Below are 20730 nucleotides of genomic sequence, written 5' to 3' on the forward strand. Positions count from 1 at the left end.
TTAGTTGACGGTGATGCCCATCGAACGCGCGGTGCCCGCGATGATCTTCGCGGCGGCGTCGATGTCGTTGGCGTTGAGGTCGGCCATCTTCTGCTCGGCGATCTCGCGCACCTGAGCGTCGGTGATCGAGCCCACCTTGTCCGTGTGCGGGACGCCGGAGCCCTTGGCGACGCCAGCGGCCTTCTTGATGAGCTCTGCGGCCGGCGGGGTCTTCGTGATGAAGGTGAAGGAACGGTCCTCGTAGACCGTGATCTCCACCGGGATCACGTTGCCGCGCTGCGACTCGGTGGCCGCGTTGTAGGCCTTGCAGAACTCCATGATGTTGACGCCGTGCTGACCGAGGGCGGGGCCCACGGGCGGCGCAGGGTTGGCGGCGCCGGCCTGGATCTGGAGCTTGATCAGACCAGCGACCTTCTTCTTCGGTGCTGCCATGATGTGTTCGGGTCCTTCTGTGTTGGTGCGGCGGCGGGTGCCGCCTGAGGTGCTGGGAGCCTAGATCTTGGTGACCTGGGTGAACCCCAGCTCGACCGGGGTCTCCCGGCCGAAGATGGAAACGAGGACGTGGAGCTTCTGGGACTCCACGCTGATCTCGGAGATCGTGCCAGGGAGGGTCGCGAAGGGGCCGTCGATGACCGTGATCGACTCGCCGACCTCGAAGTCGACCTCGACGGGGCGCGCCTGCGCGGCCTGATCGGGCTCGGCGCTCGCGGCCTGGGGCTGCGACGGCGCGAGCATCCCGTAGACCTCGTCGAGGGTCAGCGGCACGGGCTGCTGGGCGTGGCCCACGAAGCCGGTGACACCGGGGGTGTTGCGCACGGTTCCCCACGACTCGTCGGTGAGGTGCATGCGCACCAGGACGTATCCGGGCATCCGGACGCGGGTCACGATCTTGCGCTGCCCGTTCTTCACCTCGGCGACGTCCTCCATGGGGACCTCGACCTGGAAGATGAAGTCCTCCATGTGGAGGGACTCGCGGCGGTGCTCGATGGCCTGCTTCACGCGCTTCTCGTGACCCGAGTAGCTGTGGACCACGTACCAGTCGCCCTCCTGCATGCGCAGCTCGAGGCGGAAGTCCTCGGCAGGGTCGGCCGGCGCGTCCTCGACGGCGATGGCCTCCTGGGTGGCCGCCTCGAGGGCGTCCTCGCTGGGCTCGCCGGGAACCGTGTCGTCGTCACCCTCGACCACCGCATCCTCGGGCGCGTCGCTCAGCGTCGCCTCGTCCACGGCGGGGGTGGTCTCCTCGCCAGCGACGTCCGCGGCCTCCTGAGCGCGCTCGGTGGCGTCGGCGATGTCGGCCACGAGCTCGTCAAGCTTGTCGCCGGCCTCGTCGAGCTTGTCGTCACTCACTCGTCATCACAACCTTTCCGAGACGGCTATCCGCCGAAGACCCAGGCCGAGGCCCAGTTGAACACGAAGTCGAGCCCGAACACGATGAGCATCATCACCGCGACGAACGCGAGCACGATCCAGATGTATCGGATCAGCTCTTCGCGCGTGGGGGTGACCACGCGCCTGAGCTCGGAGATCACCTGGCGCACGAACAGCGCGATGCGTCCAAAGATGCTGCGGCCCTCGCGGCTCTCGTGCCGCGGGTCCTTCTCTCCGGAATCCGTCACGGCAGATTCGCTCACCGGGAAGTCCTTCGCTTGTGGGGGTGGGGATCGTGGGCGCAGCGATGCCGCGCTCAGCAGGGTAGGAGGGACTCGAACCCCCAACCGTCGGTTTTGGAGACCGATGCGCTACCAATTGCGCCACTACCCTCCGGGAGCGTTGGGACTCCCGATGGCGATCCGATGGTCCGTGCCGGGGCGCGAGCCATCATGACGAAAGTCAATCGCCGAACTGCAATGGTACGGGCTCCGCGCCAGGAAAGCGAACCCGGCCCCCGCATCGTCCGTCCCGTGCCCTCCATGCGGGATCCTCCGCGCCCATCGTCGCATCCTTCCTCGGGATGCCACGTCCGTGGCCTCTCGAGGGCCGGACCCTCGCGCCGCCCTCAGGTGCCGCGAGAACGCAGCAGACTGATCACCGCATCCCCGACGTGCGGCGCTCCCGGCTCCACGAGCTCGCGGTGCGCGTAGCGCAGCACCGGCAGGCCAGAGGACTCGAGACGCCGGTCACGTCTGCGGTCGCGTATGAAGGCCTCGGGGTCCGTGTGGTGGGCGCGTCCATCGACCTCGACCACCACCGAATCCTCGACCACCATGTCCACGCGCCCGACCTGCCGAATGTACCGCTGCGGGTGCACCGCGAGGCCTCGCTCGACCACGTCCAGGCGGGCAAGCGTCTCCCCGATGGACTCAGCGCGCGGATCGGCGTGAGCCATGAGCCAAGAGCGACGCTCGCGCGACGTCAGAGTGAACCCCGCGACCTGGTCGGGCCGCACGAGGCCCTGATGCAACGCCGAGTCGACGGCGACCAGATGCTCGCGACGGTCGAGACAGCGGCCTGCGAGGTCGAGTGCCGTCGCCACGTCCTGCACGTGCGCCGGCCCGCGCATCGGCGGCAATGCCGAGCAGTAGTGGATCTGGGCAACGCTCGCGGCCCGCCTGCGCGCGCGAGTCGAGCGCGAGAATCCGTTCACCACAGCCACATGCGGCGCGCGCCGAGGGTGCAGGAGGAGCACGCCATGGCGAGAGAGCGCGCTGACGCACGCGAGGGCTCCACCCAGGCTCGCCGCGATCACCAGCGCCGGGTCCGCATCGTGCACCGCGTAGAGGCCTCGGCTGACGCGCCGGATCGACCCGTTGACGACGGCCGTTGCGATGGCTCGCTCCGAGGCGCCCTCGCGCAAGAGGTCCGATGTCCTGCAGACCCCGCCCGCGTGCTCGATCACCTGTCTCACATCCATGGGGATCAGCGTGCCCGGCCGTGTCCGGTTGCGGGATCCGGCACAGCAACCTGTGGACAGCGCATGTGGCTTCTCGAGGGTGAGCCGTGAGGTAACCCCGTGAGATCCCCTCATCTGTGGGCTCGGGCGGGCCGCCGGCCACGCGCCCCCTCAGGATGCCCCGGCCGTGGGCGGCGCGAGCCCTTCGGGTGACCCGGCGCGGCTGACATGGAACAATCGCAGCCGTGACCTCCAAGAACCGCGTCTCCGCCCGTCTTGGCGCCATCGCGCCGTCCGCCACCCTCGCCGTCGATGCGAAGGCCAAGGCCCTCAAGGCCGACGGCCGCCCTGTCATCGGGTTCGGCGCGGGCGAGCCCGACTTCCCCACGCCGCAGTTCATCGTGGACGCGGCGGTCGAGGCCGCCCGCGACCCGCGCAACCACCGCTACACGCCCGCCTCCGGCCTGCCCGAGCTGCGCCAGGCGATCGCGGACAAGACCAAGCGCGACTCGGGCTACGAGATCGACCCCGCCACCACGCTGGTGACCAACGGCGGCAAGCAGGCCGTGTTCCAGGCCTTCGCGGCGATCCTCGACCCGGGCGACGAGGTGATCCTCCCCGCGCCGTACTGGACCACCTACCCCGAGGCGATCGGCCTCACCGGCGCGACCACGGTCGAGGTGTTCGCCGGCGCGGACCAGGACTACCTCGTCACGGTCGACCAGCTCGAGGCCGCCCGCACGGACGCCACCAAGGCGCTGCTCTTCTGCAGCCCCTCCAACCCGACCGGAGCCGTCTACTCCCCCGAGCAGACCAAGGCGATCGGCGAATGGGCGCTCGAGCATGGCATCTGGGTCATCACCGACGAGATCTACGAGCACCTGCTCTACGACGGCGCCCAGTTCACGCCCGTGCTCTCCGTGGTTCCCGACCTGGCCGACACGTGCATCGTCCTCAACGGCGTCGCGAAGACCTACGCGATGACCGGCTGGCGCGTGGGCTGGATGGTGGGTCCGCAGGACGTCATCAAGGCGGCCACCAACTTTCAGAGCCACCTCACCAGCAACGTCGCGAACGTGTCGCAGCGCGCCGCCATCGCTGCGCTCGAGGGCGGTCTCGAGGAGGTCGCGCAGATGCGCGACGCCTTCGACAGGCGCCGCCGCACCATGGTGGAGATGCTGCGCGCGATCGACGGCCTCGAGGTGCCCACTCCCACGGGCGCTTTCTATGCGTATCCGTCGGTCGAGGGCGTCCTCGGTCGCGACATCAAGGGCCGCGTCGCCACGACGTCCGCGGAGCTCGCCACCATCATCCTCGAGGAGGCGGAGGTGGCCATCGTGCCTGGCGAGGCGTTCGGGCCGTCGGGGTACGCGCGCCTGAGCTACGCGCTGGGCGACGACGACCTCGCCGAGGGCGTGGGGCGCATCCAGGAGCTGCTCGCGTCGTAGGGGCCGCACCCTTCGTGGTCGGCACGGCTCGTCCAGACGGCCGATGCGACCGCCCGCTCGCGATCGTCCGCGCGGCACCCGGCGCTCAGCCGCGCGGGTGACGCGGCACCGGCGTCCCGGGTCTAGCCTCGGTGGTCATGGACGCACCCGCGATCGCCGTCACCGGACTACGGAAGACCTATGGCGGCACTCACGCCGTCGACGGCCTCGACCTCGAGGTCCGTCGGGGCGAGGTGTTCGCTCTGCTGGGCCCCAACGGCGCCGGCAAGACCACCACCGTCGAGATCCTCGAGGGGTTTCGCAAGCGCACCGCGGGCGACGTGTCGGTGCTCGGCGTCGACCCCGCGCACGCCACGCGCGAGTGGCGCGAGCGCGTCGGGCTCATGCTCCAGGGCACGTCGGGGCGCTCGGCGTTCACGGCGCGCGAGACGCTCCAGCACGCGAGCCGCGTCTACCCGAACCCGCGGGACGTCGACCGGACGCTCGCGACCGTCGGGCTGACGCACAAGGCGGACGAGAAGCCGCAGCGGCTCTCGGGCGGCCAGCGGCGCCGTCTCGACGTCGCCGTCGCGGTGATCGGTCGTCCCGAGCTGGTGTTCCTGGACGAGCCCACGACGGGGTTCGACCCCGAGGCGCGCCGCCAGTTCTGGGACATGATCGAGTCCCTCCGGGTGGGAGGCACCACCATCGTCCTCACCACGCACTACCTCGACGAGGCGGAGCGCCTCGCGGACCGCATCGGCATCATCGCCAACGGCTCCATGGTCGCTCTGGACACCCCCGCCGGGCTGCGCGCTCGCGCCTCGGGCGCGCACGTCACCTGGTCCGAGGGCGGGCGGCCCAGGCACGAGCGCACCGATGCCCCAGCGGCGCTGCTGCGGACCCTGCTCGCGCGGCACGACGGCGAGCTGCCCGATCTCGAGGTCAGGCGGCCCACGCTCGAGGAGGTCTATCTCGACCTCGTGGCGCCTGCCACGGCACCCGACGACATCATCGCCCAGCCCGCGACCGAGGAGGCGTCATGACCACCGCCGCTCGCGCATCGGCCCGAACGGCACCGCCCCGGCCCTCGTGGCTGTCCATGACGGCCGGCCGGATGCGCTACGAGATCACCGACTTCATGCGGTCGCGCGAGCAGATGGTGTTCATCTTCGCGCTGCCCATGATCTTCCTGGTGCTGTTCGGAACCATCTTCGGCACGGACGACCTGTACGGCACGGGAGTGTCCTTCGGTCAGTACTTCCTCGCCGGCATGATCGCCACCGGCATCCTCAACACGGGCTTCCAGTCGCTCGCGATCTCCATGGCGATCGACCGGGACGAGGACGTGCTCAAGCGGATCCATGCGACGCCGTTGCCGCCCACCGCCTTCTTCACGGGCAAGATGCTCCAGGTGCTGTTCGTCTCCATCGTGCAGATCGCGATTCTCATCGCGATGGGGGTGGGCCTATACGGCGTCGAGCTGCCCACGGACGCCGGGCACTGGTGGACGTTCACCTGGGTGTTCGTGCTCGGCACGGCGGCCTCGGCGGTGCTGGGCATCGCGACGAGCTCGCTGCTGCGCAACGGCAAGGCCGCGTCCGCGATCCTCACTCCTGTGGTCCTCGTGCTGCAGTTCACGTCGGGCGTGTTCGTGGTGTTCACGCAGCTGCCGGGCTGGATGCAGGACTTCGCGTCGGTGTTCCCCCTCAAGTGGCTCGCGCAGGGCATGAGGTCGGTGTTCCTGCCGGAGCAGTTCGAGGCGGTGGAGGCCTCCGGATCGTGGCAGCATCCGATGACGGCGTTCGTGCTGGCGGCATGGTTCGTCGTCGGCCTCGTCGTGGCGGTGCGCACGTTCCGGTGGCTGCGTGCCGAGGATCGCTAGCACGGAGCGATCCCGGCGCCGATGCGCTGGCTGGGACATCTCTGAGACGGGCCTCAGGCGCTGCGCGGCACAATGAGTGCCATGCCACGACCGAGCCTTCGCACCATCGCCGTCGCCGCGGGCCTCCTCGGCGTCACGATGATCGTGGCGGGCACGGCGACCGCGATGACGCAGGCGGAGCCGGACGTCCCGATAGCGAAGGCCGTGACGGTCGATGCGCTCGACACCCCTGTCGCGGCGGCAGCGGCGGCGCAGCCCGTCGAGGTGGGCCTCGAGCCGATCAGGTGCTCGGACGAGGGCGCCTGCGAACCGGGTGGCGGCCGGCCCGATGAGACGGAGCCGGCGCCTGCGAAGGAGGACGCCGCGGCGAGCACCGTGGCGCGCGAGCCGGCACCAAGAGACGCGCAGGAGCCAGCCCCGAAGAGGCCGAAGGACCCGGCGCGCAAGCCATCGACTCCCGCCGCGACCGCGCCCCCGTGCGACATGCCCGAGCCGCCGGCCAATCCGGAGGGCGAGGACTGGTCCGCGTGGAAGCACCAGTGGCGCACGTGGTTCGACCAGGCGCGCTCCGCGGCCCAGGCCTGCGGCCTCGGCCCGCGGCAGTGGCGCGAAGCGATGGAGGCTCACGAGTGGGGCGGCGCCCAGACCTGGGGCGATGCGTCCGCATGGCCCGACGGCCAGGCGCCCGAGACTGGAGAGCGGGCCGACAGGCACGGCGACGGCGGGGGCGAGCGCCTCGAGTGGCACCAGGACGGCTGGGCCAAGGACGACCGACGGGCCGACGGCTGGGGCGACGGCTGGGGCGAGCGCGGCAGCTGGGACCGTGGCCATGACCGCGACCGCAGCCACGAGGAAACCCGCAGCGGCCGCTGACGCCCCGCGTGCCGGCGTGCGCCGGCGCGGTAGCGTGACGGACGAGGAGGGTCCCATCGCGCATCTGCTCCGCACGCTCACGCGCCCCGCCCGCGGCATGACCGTGAGGGCGCGCGTGCTCGCGTACCTCGTCGGGCTCACCGCGCTCGCGCTCACCGTCGCAGGCGTGACCGCGTTCGGGATCGAGCGCACACGCATCGACGCGTCGATCACCGAGGACATCGGGCTGCGCACGCAGGCCTTCATCGAGCTTGCCCAGGAGCCGGACCCCACCACGGGTGAGCCGTACGCGTCCTCGGACGACCTCATGCGCGAGGCGATGATCCGCGTGGTCGCGACGCCCACGGAGAGCGCAGTGGCTCACACAGGCACGATCGCGAGGTTCGTGCCGTCGAACCCCAACCGGCTGAGGCTCGAGGACGACGCCGCGTTCCTCGCGACCGCCGCGCAGAACGCGACCGAGGTGGTGCGCGTGAGGTCCACCACCACCGACCTGGCGAACTACCGCTATGCGGCGGTGCCGATCATCGAACCCGAGGGCGACACGGTCGGGGTGTTCACGATCGCCGCTGACCGCGGCGCGCAGATGGCGAGCCTCAGGGAGACCTTCACGGTCTACGCGCTCGTCGCGATCCTCGCGCTCGCGCTGATAGGCATCGTCGCGTGGACGACCGTCGGGCGCATGCTGCGTCCCATCACCGTGCTCCAGGAACGCGCCCGTCGCATCAACGAGCACGGCCTCGCCGAGCGCATCCCCGTCACCGGGCACGACGACCTCGCGCTGCTGACGCGTACCGTGAACGGCATGCTCGACCGCCTGGAGCGCGCGTTCTCGGACCAGCGCCAGCTGCTTGACGACGCGTCGCACGAGCTGCGCACGCCCCTGTCGATCATGCGCACCAACCTCGAGCTGATCGAGCCCCGGGACCCGGACGAGGTCATGCGCACGCAGCGTGATCTGCTCGAGGAGGTCGAGATGATGTCGCGCCTGGTGGACGACCTGGTGACGCTCGCCAAGTCGGATCGCCCCGAGTTCGTGCTGCGCGAGCGCGTGGACCTGGCCGACCTCACTCGCCAGACCTTCGCGCGGGCCCAGGCGCTGGGCGATCGCGACTGGCAGCTCGAGGCCGTCGGCGATGGGCCGGTCGAGATCGACGCGCAGCGGATCACTCAGGCGTGGCTGCAGCTCGCGGCGAATGCGGTGAAGTTCTCCGACCCTGGGACCGTGGTCGCGCTGGGGACCGCGATCGAGGGCCCCGACGTCCATCTCTGGGTGCGCGACGAGGGCATCGGCATCGCACCGGAGGACCAGGCGCACGTGCTCGAGAGGTTCAGTCGCGTCGACCCCGAGGCCGAGGGAGCGGGGCTCGGGCTGCCCATCGCCGCCGCGATCGCCGCCGCTCACGGCGGCCGACTGGCCATCGAGTCGACCCTGGGCAAGGGCTCCGCCTTCGCCATCATCGTGCCGCGCAAGGGAGGCGATCCGTGATCAAGATGCTGCTCGTGGAGGACGAGGAACGGCTGATCGCCTCGCTCACGCAGGGCCTGCGCACCGCCGACATCGCCGTCACGAGCGCCCGGACGGGCAGGGACGGCCTCCGCATGGCGATCGAGGACGGCTTCGACATCATGGTGCTCGACATCGGCCTGCCAGACCAGGAGGGCTTCACGGTGCTGCGCAAGCTGCGCGCGTCCGGATCAGACCTCCCGGTCATCATCCTCACCGCGCGCTCGAGTGCCGAGGACACGGTGCGCGGCCTCGAGCGGGGAGCCGACGACTACATGCCCAAGCCATTCTCCTTCGATGAGCTCGTCGCCCGCATCCGCCTGCGTGCGCGCATCCCGGCGGAGGTCGCCGCGACCGAGACGAGGACCATCAAGGTGGGCAGGTGCGAGCTCGATCCGATGGAGCGCACGCTCGTCTGCGACGGCGCGGAGATCCCCTTGAGTCCTCGCGAGTTCCAGCTCGCGCAGCTGCTCATGTCGCGTCAAGGCGAGGTGGTGAACCGCGCCGAGGCGCTCGAGGAGGTGTGGGAGGGCGCCGCCAAGGACAACGTGCTCGACGTCTACATCCGCTACCTGCGCGCCCACCTGGGAGCCGATGCGATCGAGACCGTGCGAGGCGTCGGCTACCGGTTCGTAGGCTGAGGCCATCGGCCACGAGGCCGATGCGCGGGCGGCGGCATCGCCCTACGCTGAGGTGCCATGGACCTGAGGCCCCCACGCTGGAACGACGCTCTGATCGCGGGCGGGCTGCTCGTGCTCGGGGTGCTGTGGGCGGTGCAGCTCGAGAGCGCCCAGCTGCTGGCCCCGTCGCGCGAGATGGATCCGCTGGGGTACGTGCTGCTGGTGGGGCAGGTGATCCCGCTCATCTGGCGCCAGCGCTTCCCCCGCGCGGTCCTGTGGCTGACCTCTACGGTGTGGTTCGCGACCGCCGGCCTCGGATACGAGGCAGGCCCTGCGCTGCTGGCCGTGTTCGTCGCGATCTACGGCATCGGCGCGTTCCTGCCGCGCTGGACCGCCATCCGGCACGGCGCGGTGCTGCTCGGCCTCATGGTGGCCTGGACGTCGGTGGGTGTCGTTACCCTGGACTCGGTGCCGTGGTCGGCGCTCGCCGCCGTCCCGATCGGCGTCCTCATCCCGTTCGTCCTGGGCGTCACCGACAGGCGCCGGCGAGCCCGAGTCATGGAGCTCGAGATCGCGAGCGTGAGGCGCGAGCAGGCCGGGTTCGAGGCGGCGACCGACGCGGTTCGCGCCGAGCGTGCGCGCATCGCGCGCGAGCTCCACGACGTGGTCGCTCACGAGATCACGGTGATGACCCTGCAGGCGGAGGGTGCCCGCAGGCGTCTGGGCTCAGACGACGCCGAGCTGCAGGAGGCGCTCGGCACCATCGCGGCATCAGGGCGCAAGGGGCTCGAGGAGATGCAGCGGATGATCGGCGTGCTCCGTGCCTCGGAGCTCGAGGCCAACGAGCGGGCGGACGTCGACCGCGCCGTAGCCGCAGGCTTCGCGCCCGCCCGCGCGTCCGCGCTCGACGGGCGATCCCCCATGCCATCGCTCGCGGCGCTGCCATCGCTCGTGCAGCACGTGCAGGACTCCGGCCTGCCGGTCACGCTCGAGATCTCCGGGTCCGCGCACGTGCCGGCGGGCGTCGAGGTGAGCGCCTACCGGATCGTGCAGGAGGCACTGACCAACGCGCTCAAGCACGCGGGGTCCGGGGCGAGCGCGGAGGTGACGGTCAAGCGGACCGCGGACGCCGTCCACATCTCCGTCGTGGACGACGGCAGGGGCGCCGCCGAGGGCACCCGCCTGCCAGGCGGCCATGGCCTCGCGGGCATGGCGGAACGCGTGCAGGCGCTCGGCGGCGCCCTGTCGCACGGCCCGCGGCGTGGCGGAGGCTTCCAGGTCCACGCCGTGCTGCCGTCGGGGGATGATCAGGTGACCGGCCCCACGCCGGCGACGAAGGGAGCGAACGCGTGATCCGAGTGGCGCTGGTCGACGACCAGGCGATGGTGCGAGTGGGTCTCAGGATGATCCTCGAGGCAGAGGCCGACCTCGAGATCGTGGGCGAGGCGTCCGACGGCGCCGATGCGGTGGCGCTCGTGAGCGCCAACGCGCCCGACGTGGTGCTCATGGACATTCGGATGCCGGGCGTGGACGGGCTCGCCGCGACGGAGCAGGTGCTCGCCGCCCACCCGGAGGCGAGGGTGGTCATCCTCACGACCTTCGACGACGACGAATACCTGTACGAGGCGCTGAGGGTGGGCGCCTCCGGCTTCCTCCTCAAGAGCGCGGACGGCGACACGCTGGTCAACGCCGTTCGCGTGGTCGCCGCCGGTGAGGCCCTCCTCGCCCCCGAGGTCACCCGCCGGGTCATCGAGCGCTTCTCCGCGCATCGGCCGTCCGACGGCAACGCCGCCGAGGCCGATCACGTGAGCGCCGAGGACTATGTGCCGCCACCCGAGGCCATCGGGGACCTGTCCGAGCGCGAAGTCGAGGTGCTGCAGCTCATGGCGCGCGGCATGTCGAACCAGGAGATCGCCCAGGAGCTGTGGGTCTCCCCCACCACCGTCAAGACCCACGTGAGCCACATCCTCACCAAGCTGGGTGTGCGCGACCGCGTCCAGGCCGTGGTCGAGGCCTATGACTCCGGGATCGTGCTGCCGCGCGGTTGACGCGCAGGGGTCATCCCTGAGAACGAGTGGCTCGAACCGTTCTGAGGAGGGATTCCCGGCACCCGGCTCGCCTTGGCAGACTGAACCGCGGAACGGACCATCACCTCAGACGAAAGGCCCCGCCATGACCACCACGGCAGCCCCCGCGCTCGCTGCGACCATGCGAGACGGATACAAGGACTACGGCCACGGCGAGGCCGCGGTGCGCGCCCTCGACGGCATCAACGTCGACATCGCGCGCTCGGAGTTCACCGCGATCATGGGCCCGTCCGGATCCGGCAAGTCCACGCTCCTGCACACGCTCGCCGGCCTCGACCGCCTCACCGCCGGGTCCTCGACCATCGCGGACACCACCATCACCACGCTCACCGAGGCTCAGATCACCGAGGTGCGCCGCAAGTACATCGGCTTCGTGTTCCAGTCGTTCAACCTGATCCCCTCGCTGTCCGCGAAGGAGAACATCACCCTGCCGCTCGACATCTCCGGCGCGGAGGTCGACAAGACCTGGTTCGACGAGATCATCGGCATCCTGGGCCTCGCGGACCGCCTCACCCACCTGCCGGCGGAGCTCTCGGGCGGCCAGCAGCAGCGCGTCGCGGTCGCTCGCGCGCTTGTGTCGCGGCCCGAGATCATCTTCGCCGACGAGCCCTCCGGCAACCTCGACTCGCGGTCCGGGGCGGAGCTGCTGGGCTTCATGCAGCGCGCCGTCAAGGAGTTCGGCCAGACCATCGTCATGGTCACGCACGACCCCACGGCGGCGGCCTACGCCGACCGCATCCTGTTCCTCGAGGACGGCACGATCGTCGACGAGATGCGCGAGCCCACCGCGGACCGCGTGCTCGACCGCATGAAGCAGATGGGGCACTGAGCGCGATGTTCCGGCTTGCAGTCAAGTCCGTCCGGCACAATCCGAAGAGACTGATCCTCACCGCGATCGCGGTGGCGCTGGGCGTCTCGCTGGTGGCGGCTTCGCACACCTTCACCAACGCCTTGTCCAGCGGCTTCTCCGGCCTGTTCTCGGAGATCTACGCCGGCACCGACGTGATCGTCGAGAACGATCCCGATGCTGCGGAGACCGAGGGCGGCGACCCGTTCGCCGCGGTCGAGGGCGTCTTCGAGCCGTCCGTCGTCGATGACGTGGCGGCCGTCGACGGCGTCGAGGTCGCCATCGGCGGCATCCAGGTGGCCGGCTCGGTGCTGCCTCCGCCGTCGGACGACGCCCCCACCGACCCCTTCGCCGGTGGCGGAGGGGCGCCGAGCCAGATCTTCAACTGGTCCGGAATCCCCGAGATCGATCAGTCCACGCTCATCGACGGGCGCGGCCCGGAGTCCACCGGGGAGATCGTGCTCGACGTCGACTCCGCCCCCAGGCTCGGGTACGAGCTCGGCGACATGGTGGGCATCGCCACCGAGTCCGGCGTCGAGGAGTTCGAGCTGGTGGGCACCGTGCAGTTCGGCGAGTCCAACAGCCTTCAGGGAGCTACGCTCGCCTACTTGACGGACGATGACGCCCACGCCCTGGCGGGCGACGCCAACTTCCAGCAGATCAGCGTGCTCGTCGAGGACGGCGCTGACGCCGGCGCGGTGGCAGGCTCCATCGCTGACGTGCTGCCTGAGGGCACCCGAGCGATCACCGGCGAGGACAAGGCGGCCGAGGAGACCGAGGCGCTCGACGACGTGCTCCAGTACGTCGACATCTTCGCGATCGCGTTCGCCCTCATCTCGCTGTTCGTGGGCGCCTACATCATCGTCAACACGTTCCGGATCATCGTGACGCAGCGCACGCGCGAGTTCGGCCTCATGCGCGCGATCGGCGTCACGGGCTCGCAGGTGCGGTCGATGATCCTGCTGGAGGCGATCGTGGTCGCGATCCTCGCCTCGACCATCGGCATCATCGCGGGCTATCTCCTCGCGCTCGCCGCCTCCTGGCTCGTGAGCCTGTTCGTGGGCGACATCTTCGGCACCATGACCCTTCCCGTCGACGCGATCCTGTGGGCCTATGGCCTGGGAACGCTCGTGACGCTCGTGTCCGCGCTGCTGCCGGCCGTCCACGCCTCGCGCATCTCCCCCATGGAGGCGCTTCGCGAGTCGGCCACGAGCGGCAAGCAGCCCCTCAAGGTGCGCAACATCGTCGGCGGAGCCATGGCGCTCGTGGGCGCGGTCGTCATCTGGATGGGACTGTTCCTCGAGCTCGAGCGCCCGTACATCTATGTGGGAGCGGGCGCCGTCGCGCTCGTGATCGGCGTGACGCTGCTCGCGGCGCAGGTCCTCGTGCCCATGGCGTTCGGCCTGCGCAGCCTGCTGACGCGCATGTTCAAGGTGGACGGCAAGCTCGCCGCCAACAACATCCGCCGCGAGCCCCGGCGCAGCGCCAACACCGCGGCGGCGCTGATGATCGGCGTCATGCTGCTCGCGCTCGTCGCCACGTTCACCGAGTCGCTCAAGACGGTCGTCACGGCGCAGTTCTCGCAGACGCAAGCGGACTTCTTCGTCTTCTCCGGTCAGGGCGCGATCCCGACCGGGGCCATCGACGTGCTCGAGGATGCCGAGGGCGTGGCGCTGGTCACCACCCTCGGAGTCGACTCCGCAATCTACGAGGGTGAAGGACGCGCCGTGGCGAGCGTCGAGCCCTCGACGGTGGGCGAGGCGTTCGAGTACAACTCCGAGCCCGCCATGTCGGAGCTCGGCGAGGGCGAGGTCTTCATCGACCCCGTCATCCAGGATCTGGGAGTCGAGGTCGGTGACGCGGTACGGCTCGAGGGGCCCGAGGGGTCCGTCGATCTCGAGGTGGCCGGCCTGTACCTCAACGAGGGCGATGCGAACTTCTGGGTCGACCAGGCGACGGGCGAGGCGCTCTTCGGCGACTACTCGATCCTGCAGGCGCTGGTCGTGCTCGACGACGGCGTGGACGTGGACGAGGCGCAGACCGACATCCAGGAGGCGCTGTCCGAGGAGTTCCCGATGGTCGCGCTCCAGCAGCCCGGCCAGCTCGAGCAGCTCGCCAACACCTTCATCGACCTCCTTCTCGGCGTGATCTCGGCGCTGCTGGCCAGTGCGCTCGTCATCGCCATCCTCGGCGTCGCGAACACGTTGCTGCTGTCCGTCACCGAGCGCACCAGGGAGATCGGACTGCTGCGTGCCGTCGGTCTCAAGCGGTCCTCGGTGTGGCGCATGATCACTGTCGAGTCGATGGTCATGGCGGTGTTCGGCACCGTACTCGGCATGATCCTGGGCGTCTCGCTCGGGTCCGCGCTGGTGCTCGCGCTCGAGGACTTCGGCTTCGACGGCGTCACCGTGCCGTGGATCTGGCTGATCGTGTACACCGTGCTCGCCGCGATCGCCGGCGTGCTCGCGGCGCTGTGGCCGGCCTGGCGAGCCTCGCGGCTCGACATCCTCAAGGCGATCGCCACCGACGGCTAGCAGCTCCCACCACGGCGAGGGGCCGATGCGCGCTCACCCGAGCGCGCATCGGCCCCTCCGTCGCTCCCCCGGACGGTGAGCGAGTGGGGCCTCATACGCGCGCCCAAGGGGTGGGGCCTCAGAGCTCGATGCCGAGCAGGACCGGCTCAGGGACCAGAGTCACGCCGAACGCATCGCGCACCCCGTCACGCACCGTGCGCGCGAGCTCGACCACCTCGGCTGCGGGGGCGCCCCCGCGGTTCGTCACTGCCAGGGTGTGCTTCGAGGACAGGGCGGCCCGCGCATCGGCGCTCACGGAGAACCCCCGCGAGAATCCAGCATGCTCGATGAGCCATGCCGCCGACGTCTTGACCCGTCCCCCGTGGGCGGCGAACCTGGGCGCGTCCTCGGGCAGCGCGGCAGCCTGCTCGACGGACAGCACCGGGTTGGTGAAGAAGGAGCCCGCGCTCCACGTGTCGGGGTCGCTCTCGTCAAGGACCATGCCCTTGCGCCCGCGCACCTCGAGCACCGCGGCGCGGACGTCGGTCAGCGGCGCGCGATCGCCCTCCGCGATGTCGAGCGCGGCGGCGAGCTGCGCGTAGCGCACCGGCGCCGACAGGGTGCCCTGGCGCATCTGCATGGTGACGTCGAGGACCACGTAGCGCGGCGTGGGTGACCAGACGCCGGCGTCGGGCGCCTGGCCGAGCATCGAGCGCTTGAGCAGCGAGTCGCGGTACGAGAAGGCGCAATCGACTCGCGCGAGCGAGCGCACGCGACGCTCGAGCCGGTCCCAGACGCGCACCAGCGCGATCACGTCCGCGACCTCCGCGCCGTAGGCGCCCACGTTCTGCACGGGCGTGGCACCCGCCGAGCCGGGGATGCCGCTGAGCGCCTCGATCCCCACCCAGCCCTCCTCGCACGCGCGCTCCACGACGTCATCCCAGGGTGTGCCGGCGGTCACGGTGACGGAGACGCCGCCGCAGGCGCCGTCGTCCTGCACCATGATCTCGTTCCGCCGATCGCGCACCACGGTGCCTGCGAAGGGCTCGTCGCCCGCGAGGATGTTGGAGCCGCCGCCGAGCACGAGAACCGGTTCGCCCGTCTCGTCCGCGTCCTGCACCGCGTCGATCAGGTCACGCTCGCCGCGGGTGTCAACCAGGGCGCGGATGGCACCGCCCACGCGCAGCGTGGTGAGGTCGGCGAGCTGGGTCATGGTCTCAGCGTAGTTCCGCCGCGCCGGTCACTCGCCGCGCACGGGCGCGTCGGGTGCTCCGGTGCCGGTCGCGGCGCCCGGGGCGATGGCAGGTCCGTCCTTGTCGGCGAGCGCGAGACGGGCGGACCCTACGCGGCGCTCGGCCGCACGCCGGCTGCCGAGGAGCCTGCCGTCCTTGCGCACGGCGCGCGCGAGGGCGAACGACGTGATCGAGGCAGCGCTCACGACGAGCAGCGCGACGTTCATGGGGACCAGCTCCCCCAGGTTGCCGATCAGGGGCGGGACCATCAGGCCCGCCACGGTGGAGAAGGAGGCGACGGCGGCGACGCGCGCTGCGGCGCGCTTGGGGTCGTCGGCGGCTGCGGAGAACGCGATGGGCACGCCCAGCGCGGCGCCCAGACCCCACAGCATCGCGGCGAGGGGGACCAGCCACAAGGCGGGCGCGAGGGCGAACAGCAGCAGGCCGGCGACCACAGCGACAGCGCTCGCCCGCAGCGACACCACGCGGCCCAACCGGCCGATGATGGGGGCCCCGAACCAGCGCACCGTCACCATCGACACCACGAACACCCAGTAGATGAGGTCGCCCACGGACTCCGTGCGATCGAACTCGTCGACCACGGCGATCGACATCCACTGCGCGGCGGTCATCTCGGTCATCGAGGCGGCGAACACGATCAGGCCGATGAGCACCACGCGCCGCTCCTTGTACTCGGCGCGGGCGGTGGCGAACGGCCCGCCCAGAGTCGCGCCGGCCGCATCGGGGTCCGGCATGCCGTCGATGGCGGCGGCGGGAATGATCGCGAGCCGCACCACGGTCGCGACGGCAGCGGCCGCGATGAAGTGGGTGACCGGGGGGATGCCGGCGTGCGAGACGAGAGCACCGATTCCCAGGGCCACCGCCATGCCGATCGAGAACGCGGCGTGGAACTGCGGCATGACAGCGCGGCCCATCCGCCGCTCGACGTTGGCGGCCTCCGCATTCATCGCGACGTTGGTGAACGCGAACGAGAAGCTCACGAAGAAGTGCCCGACAGCGAACAGGGGCCGCGACTCCATCACCGTCGACACGGCGACCAGGGAGAACGCCGCGACGTGGCTGACGGTCGACCAGAACAGCAGCGCTCGCGTCCCGAAGCGCGCGGCCGCCCAGCCCGTCACCATGAGGCCCGCAAGGGCGCCGAACGAACCGAAGATGATGAGGTTCGCGAGCCCTGAGACGCTGACGTCCAGCAGGTCGCGGACGGAGGGCATGCGCGACAGGAACGTCGACAGCATCGCGCCCATGAGCGCGAAGAGACCGAGCACGCCCCAGCGGGCGGAGCGCACGCGGGCGTCCGTGGGAGAGGTGGTGGGCGGGTAGCCGTAGACCAGTGGCATGAGTTCCTGTCGATCTGGGGGGCGGTCGCCCCGATGGCGCCGCACGCCCGTCGCTGAGCGCACCAGGGTGCGCGCCGGCGCGTGCTGTGGCGCATGCGGTCGCGCGTGCGATCCGAGCGCCATTGTGCGGCTACGCTGTGGTCAGCGTCAAAACAGCCGGAGAGGGTGGACGTGGCAGCCAAGAGAAGGCCGACGATGGCCGACGTCGCCGCCAAGGCGGGCGTGTCCCTGTCCACGGTGTCGCTGGCATACTCGGGCGCCGGGCCCATCTCCCCCGAGATGAAGTCCCGGGTCGAGAAGGCTGCTGAGGACCTCGACTACGCGGGTCCGTCGGCGCAGGCGCGGGCGCTGCGTTCGGGCCGTTCGCACGTGGTGGGCGTGGTGATCCACGACACCTTCACCCTCGCCTTCCGCTCCCCCTACATCCTCGACGTCATGGACGGCCTGATCTCGAAGCTCGGAGACATGGGACTCGGCGTGCTGCTGATCCCTAACCCCAGCGACGAGTCGGACGAAAAGTCGCTCCTCGACACCGCGCCCATGGACGCCGCCGTCATCTTCCGCGTGCGCGACCACGACGAGCCCGCGATCGAGAAGCTCCGCAGGCGCTCGCTGCCCTTCGTCGTGCTGGACGGGGTCGCGCCAGCAGGGGCAGGACAGGTGTCGATCGACGACACCACGGCGACGGTGCAGCTCATCGAGCACCTGCGCGGGCTCGGGCACGAGCGCATCGGCACCATCACCCTCCCTCACGGGCCCGGCGTCGAGACTGGCCTGCGTCCCGTCGACTACATGCCCGAGTCCGCCTGGTCGCCCATGCACAACCGCCTCGAGGCGTTCCGCCGCGCCGGCGTCGAGCCGTGCGTGGTGGTCGAGGCGCGCGAGACGCTCGTCGCCGAGGGGATCGCGGCGGGCCACCTCGCGCTGACGCACGAGTCCCAGCCCACCGCGATCGTCGCGCAGTCTGATGTCCTCGCCGGCGGCGCGATCCTCGCGGCTCGCGAGCTCGACCTCAACGTGCCTCAGGACGTGTCGATCACGGGCTTCGATGGCATCGAGCTGCCATGGCTGGCCCCGCTCGAGCTCACCACCATCGTCCAGGACGGCGTGGTGAAGGGCGAGGCCGTGGCCCGAGAGGTGCAGGAGCTGCTGAGCGGCGAGACGCCGTCCCACAAGTGGATGGAGCTCGAGTTCCGGCAGGGCACGACGACCGGCGCCGTCAGCGCCAGACGCTGACGGCCTCGCTCGCCGTCACGTGCAGTCGACGACGGCCTGCGCCTTGCCGAGCACCTTGGTGTCGCCGTGGGACACGGTAAGGTCCACGCGTGCCGTCCGTCGCTCCGCGTCCAGCGCGCCGATGCGTGCGCTCACCGTGACGATCGCCTCACCAGGGTTGGGGACGGGCACCGGACGCGTGAAGCGCACCTGGTAGTCGGCGACGTTGCCCGCGCCGGCCCACTCCTCGACCACCGAGGCGCCCAGGCCCATGGTCAGCATGCCGTGGGCGATGACGCCGGGCAGGCCCACCTGCTCGGCGACCACATCGTTGTAGTGGATCGGGTTGAAGTCGCCCGAGGCGCCCGCATAGCGCACGAGCATGTCGCGCGTGACGGCGACCTCGCGCTCGGCGACCACCTGGCCCACCTCGAGCCCCGCGAAGCCCGGGCTGGTCGACTCCGTCATGCCGCCTCCCTCACCGCGAGCGTGCTCGTCACCGTCGACACGGGCGCCCCGTCGAGGTCGACGAGCTCCGCGCGGGTCGTGACCATCGAGATCCCTGCCCGCTGCTTGATCTCCTCGATGTGCACCGTCGTGGTGATGACGTCGCCTGCGATGAGAGGCCGCACATGCGTGAACCGCTCCTCCCCGTGCACGACCATCGAGAAGTCGACGCCCACCTCCGGGTCCGTCACCACGTGGAACTCGGCGCGCTGCGCGATGACCACGGCGAAGGTCGTGGGCGCGACGAGATCGAGGTAACCCTCGGCCTGCGCGACGGCGACCTCACGGTGAGCACCGGAGTAGGCGTCGACGGCGTCGGCGAACTCGCGGATCTTGACCCGCGTCACCTCGTACGGCTCGAAGGGGCCGTAGCTACGGCCCGCGGCTTCTGGATTCACTGGCACACGGCCAGCCTAGCGAAGGCCGAGGCCCCGAGCGGATGCACGAACCCGCAGATCATCTGCGGCGCGCGCGGGCGCCCCACACTCGCCGCGCGGACACTCTCAGACCTGTTCTGCGAGGTCGTGCAGACGACGGCCGGCCGATGCGCGGGCTGGCTTCGTCTCTCACTCACCTGGGTACGCGTACGTCACGACGAGTGCGCGGTGATCGGAGCCGGCGACGACGTCGGTGTCGACGTCGGTCGCCGCGAAGTCGACGTCGCGGGCGAGCACGTGGTCGATCGCGACGAACGGGAAGGCCGTGCGCTGCTCGGGGAAGGTCATCGGCAGGCCGGCGCCCGCCTGGTCCACCGCATCGATCAGGCCTTGGTCCAGCAGGTCCCGGAACGCGCGGTGGTCGCGCGTGAGGTTGAGGTCGCCGACCACGAGGGTGGGGCCGTCGATGCCGTCGAGCAGCGAGACCAGCGCCGTCGTGTCCGCGCTCCATCCTTCGTGGCGCCACGGGCCGGGAGCGGCCGGGTGGGGCGCGACGACCGTCAGCCCGCCGACAGCGTCGAGCTCGGCGCGGATGGTCCGCGAGACGAAGCCCGGCACCGCCGTCTCGCTGAGCAGCGGCTCGCGCGACCATAGCCCCGTGCCGGTGAAGCCGGGCTCCGGGTACGCCGCATCGTGGGCGAGCTCGTCCTCGAGACCCGCGGCGACGAGCGCCTCGGCTGCCTCAGGCGTGAGCTCCTGGATGGCGAGGACGTCTACCTCGTGGTCGCGCACGAGAGCGACCACGGCGTGAGGGTCGGCCTGGCCGAAGGTCATCGACACGGTTGCCACCGTGAGTGCGCGGGGACCCGCTGGGACGGCCCCCGAGGTCCACAGCGGCGCGTTCCACAGGACGACGGGCATGGCGACGATCACTGCTGCGGCGGCGAGCACCGCCGACCGGCCGACCACGGCGAGCACCACGGCGACGGCGGCTCCGAGCAGGGCCCACGGCGCGAGCGCCACGAGCAGCGCGAGCGGTCCCGCCTCGAGGCTGGCCGCGCGCGCGACGACTGCGAATGCCGCAGGCGCGATCGCGAGCCAACCGAGCGCCGTGGCGACCCTGCGCCCCGCGGTGCGATGCGAAGGCGAGGGACGCGGCGACTCCGCCCGCGCATCGGCCGTCCTGCCTGTCATGGGAGGAGTGTCGCATGCAGAAGGCCCGCCGCCTCCGAACGGAGGTGGCGGGCCTTCTGGATCAGCTCAGATCAGCGCGTCTCGCGGTGGGCGGTGTGCTTGCCGCAGTTGCGGCAGAACTTGGCGAGCTCCACGCGGTCAGGGTTGTTGCGACGGTTCTTGCGCGTGATGTAGTTGCGGTTCTTGCACTCGGTGCACGCGAGGGTGATCTTGGGACGGACGTCGTTCTTGGCCACGGGTTGCTCCCAGCCTTGT

At 70.7% G+C, this 20730-nt stretch carries 21 protein-coding genes and 1 tRNA gene; 11 read left to right on the forward strand and 11 right to left on the reverse strand.

What is annotated here, in order from left to right; translation table 11 throughout:
• The 5 genes from rplK to B7K22_RS04055 all read right to left on the reverse strand — a co-directional run bounded on the left by rplK (nucleotide 1) and on the right by B7K22_RS04055 (nucleotide 2851).
• Complete coding sequence (gene rplK, locus B7K22_RS04035; protein WP_084038563.1) at nucleotides 1-432, reverse strand: 50S ribosomal protein L11; 432 nt, start codon at nucleotides 430-432, stop codon at nucleotides 1-3.
• Nucleotides 433-492: 60 nt separating this feature from the next.
• Nucleotides 493-1347, reverse strand: a complete 855-nt coding sequence (gene nusG / locus B7K22_RS04040) for a transcription termination/antitermination protein NusG (protein ID WP_084038565.1) — start codon at nucleotides 1345-1347, stop codon at nucleotides 493-495.
• A gap of 26 nt (nucleotides 1348-1373) precedes the next feature.
• On the reverse strand, nucleotides 1374-1631 hold the full coding sequence (secE, locus tag B7K22_RS04045) for a preprotein translocase subunit SecE (RefSeq protein ID WP_084038567.1): 258 nt from the start codon (nucleotides 1629-1631) through the stop codon (nucleotides 1374-1376).
• Between the two features lie 57 nt (nucleotides 1632-1688).
• Nucleotides 1689-1761 (reverse strand) — tRNA-Trp (locus tag B7K22_RS04050).
• A gap of 235 nt (nucleotides 1762-1996) precedes the next feature.
• The gene (locus tag B7K22_RS04055) at nucleotides 1997-2851 is read right to left on the reverse strand and encodes a type IV toxin-antitoxin system AbiEi family antitoxin domain-containing protein (protein ID WP_159448747.1); all 855 of its coding nucleotides are present in this window, start codon (nucleotides 2849-2851) and stop codon (nucleotides 1997-1999) included.
• A 224-nt stretch (nucleotides 2852-3075) separates the two neighbouring features.
• Between B7K22_RS04055 and B7K22_RS04060 the strand changes: the two genes are divergently transcribed.
• The 10 genes from B7K22_RS04060 (at nucleotide 3076) to B7K22_RS04110 (ending at nucleotide 14610) form a co-directional block, all read left to right on the forward strand.
• Nucleotides 3076-4278 carry a pyridoxal phosphate-dependent aminotransferase gene (locus B7K22_RS04060; protein ID WP_371327650.1) on the forward strand — a complete coding sequence of 401 codons (1203 nt, stop codon included), beginning with the start codon at nucleotides 3076-3078 and terminating at the stop codon, nucleotides 4276-4278.
• Nucleotides 4279-4415: 137 nt separating this feature from the next.
• Nucleotides 4416-5303, forward strand: coding sequence for an ABC transporter ATP-binding protein (locus B7K22_RS04065; RefSeq protein WP_084038573.1), 888 nt, complete (start codon nucleotides 4416-4418; stop codon nucleotides 5301-5303).
• Entirely contained in the window at nucleotides 5300-6142 is an 843-nt protein-coding gene (locus B7K22_RS04070) for an ABC transporter permease (protein ID WP_084038575.1), read from the forward strand. The genes B7K22_RS04065 and B7K22_RS04070 overlap by 4 nt, the downstream gene beginning before the upstream one ends.
• An 81-nt stretch (nucleotides 6143-6223) precedes the next feature.
• Nucleotides 6224-7015 (forward strand): hypothetical protein, encoded by a 792-nt coding sequence (locus B7K22_RS12020; protein ID WP_159448748.1) that lies wholly within the window; start codon nucleotides 6224-6226, stop codon nucleotides 7013-7015.
• Nucleotides 7016-7049: 34 nt separating this feature from the next.
• Complete coding sequence (locus B7K22_RS04085) at nucleotides 7050-8504, forward strand: cell wall metabolism sensor histidine kinase WalK (protein WP_159448749.1); 1455 nt, start codon at nucleotides 7050-7052, stop codon at nucleotides 8502-8504.
• Nucleotides 8505-8509: 5 nt separating this feature from the next.
• On the forward strand, nucleotides 8510-9163 hold the full coding sequence (locus B7K22_RS04090) for a response regulator transcription factor (protein ID WP_371327668.1): 654 nt from the start codon (nucleotides 8510-8512) through the stop codon (nucleotides 9161-9163).
• Nucleotides 9164-9220: 57 nt separating this feature from the next.
• Nucleotides 9221-10495, forward strand: a complete 1275-nt coding sequence (locus B7K22_RS04095) for a sensor histidine kinase (RefSeq protein WP_084038585.1) — start codon at nucleotides 9221-9223, stop codon at nucleotides 10493-10495.
• A complete protein-coding gene (locus B7K22_RS04100) occupies nucleotides 10492-11190 on the forward strand; it encodes a response regulator transcription factor (protein WP_144276226.1) in 699 nt (232 codons plus the stop codon). Before B7K22_RS04095 ends, B7K22_RS04100 begins: the two co-directional genes overlap by 4 nt.
• Before the next feature lie 124 nt (nucleotides 11191-11314).
• Entirely contained in the window at nucleotides 11315-12058 is a 744-nt protein-coding gene (locus B7K22_RS04105) for an ABC transporter ATP-binding protein (RefSeq protein WP_084038587.1), read from the forward strand.
• Nucleotides 12059-12063: 5 nt separating this feature from the next.
• Entirely contained in the window at nucleotides 12064-14610 is a 2547-nt protein-coding gene (locus tag B7K22_RS04110; protein ID WP_084038589.1) for an ABC transporter permease, read from the forward strand.
• A 118-nt stretch (nucleotides 14611-14728) separates the two neighbouring features.
• Here B7K22_RS04110 and B7K22_RS04115 read toward each other — a convergent pair whose 3' ends face one another.
• Together B7K22_RS04115 and B7K22_RS04120 are read right to left on the reverse strand one after the other, a co-directional pair.
• Nucleotides 14729-15802 carry a UDP-N-acetylmuramate dehydrogenase gene (locus B7K22_RS04115; RefSeq protein ID WP_084038591.1) on the reverse strand — a complete coding sequence of 358 codons (1074 nt, stop codon included), beginning with the start codon at nucleotides 15800-15802 and terminating at the stop codon, nucleotides 14729-14731.
• 27 nt (nucleotides 15803-15829) lie between these two features.
• Nucleotides 15830-17182, reverse strand: coding sequence for an MFS transporter (locus B7K22_RS04120; protein WP_084038593.1), 1353 nt, complete (start codon nucleotides 17180-17182; stop codon nucleotides 15830-15832).
• Nucleotides 17183-17377: 195 nt separating this feature from the next.
• On the opposite strand from B7K22_RS04120, the gene B7K22_RS04125 reads away from it, so the two are divergent.
• On the forward strand, nucleotides 17378-18418 hold the full coding sequence (locus B7K22_RS04125; RefSeq protein WP_159448750.1) for a LacI family DNA-binding transcriptional regulator: 1041 nt from the start codon (nucleotides 17378-17380) through the stop codon (nucleotides 18416-18418).
• 15 nt (nucleotides 18419-18433) lie between these two features.
• On the opposite strand, the gene B7K22_RS04130 is transcribed toward B7K22_RS04125, so the two are convergent.
• From B7K22_RS04130 to rpmG, 4 genes are all read right to left on the reverse strand, one after another.
• Nucleotides 18434-18865, reverse strand: coding sequence for a MaoC/PaaZ C-terminal domain-containing protein (locus tag B7K22_RS04130; RefSeq protein ID WP_084038597.1), 432 nt, complete (start codon nucleotides 18863-18865; stop codon nucleotides 18434-18436).
• Nucleotides 18862-19308 carry a MaoC family dehydratase N-terminal domain-containing protein gene (locus tag B7K22_RS04135; RefSeq protein WP_084038599.1) on the reverse strand — a complete coding sequence of 149 codons (447 nt, stop codon included), beginning with the start codon at nucleotides 19306-19308 and terminating at the stop codon, nucleotides 18862-18864. The genes B7K22_RS04130 and B7K22_RS04135 overlap by 4 nt, the downstream gene beginning before the upstream one ends.
• A gap of 162 nt (nucleotides 19309-19470) precedes the next feature.
• Nucleotides 19471-20475, reverse strand: a complete 1005-nt coding sequence (locus B7K22_RS04140; RefSeq protein ID WP_084038601.1) for an endonuclease/exonuclease/phosphatase family protein — start codon at nucleotides 20473-20475, stop codon at nucleotides 19471-19473.
• Nucleotides 20476-20546: 71 nt separating this feature from the next.
• The gene (gene rpmG / locus B7K22_RS04145) at nucleotides 20547-20711 is read right to left on the reverse strand and encodes a 50S ribosomal protein L33 (RefSeq protein WP_159448751.1); all 165 of its coding nucleotides are present in this window, start codon (nucleotides 20709-20711) and stop codon (nucleotides 20547-20549) included.
• Nucleotides 20712-20730 lie beyond the last annotated feature (19 nt).

This window comes from Demequina sp. NBRC 110053 (assembly GCF_002090095.1).
In the GTDB taxonomy this organism is placed as follows: Bacteria; Actinomycetota; Actinomycetes; order Actinomycetales; family Demequinaceae; genus Demequina.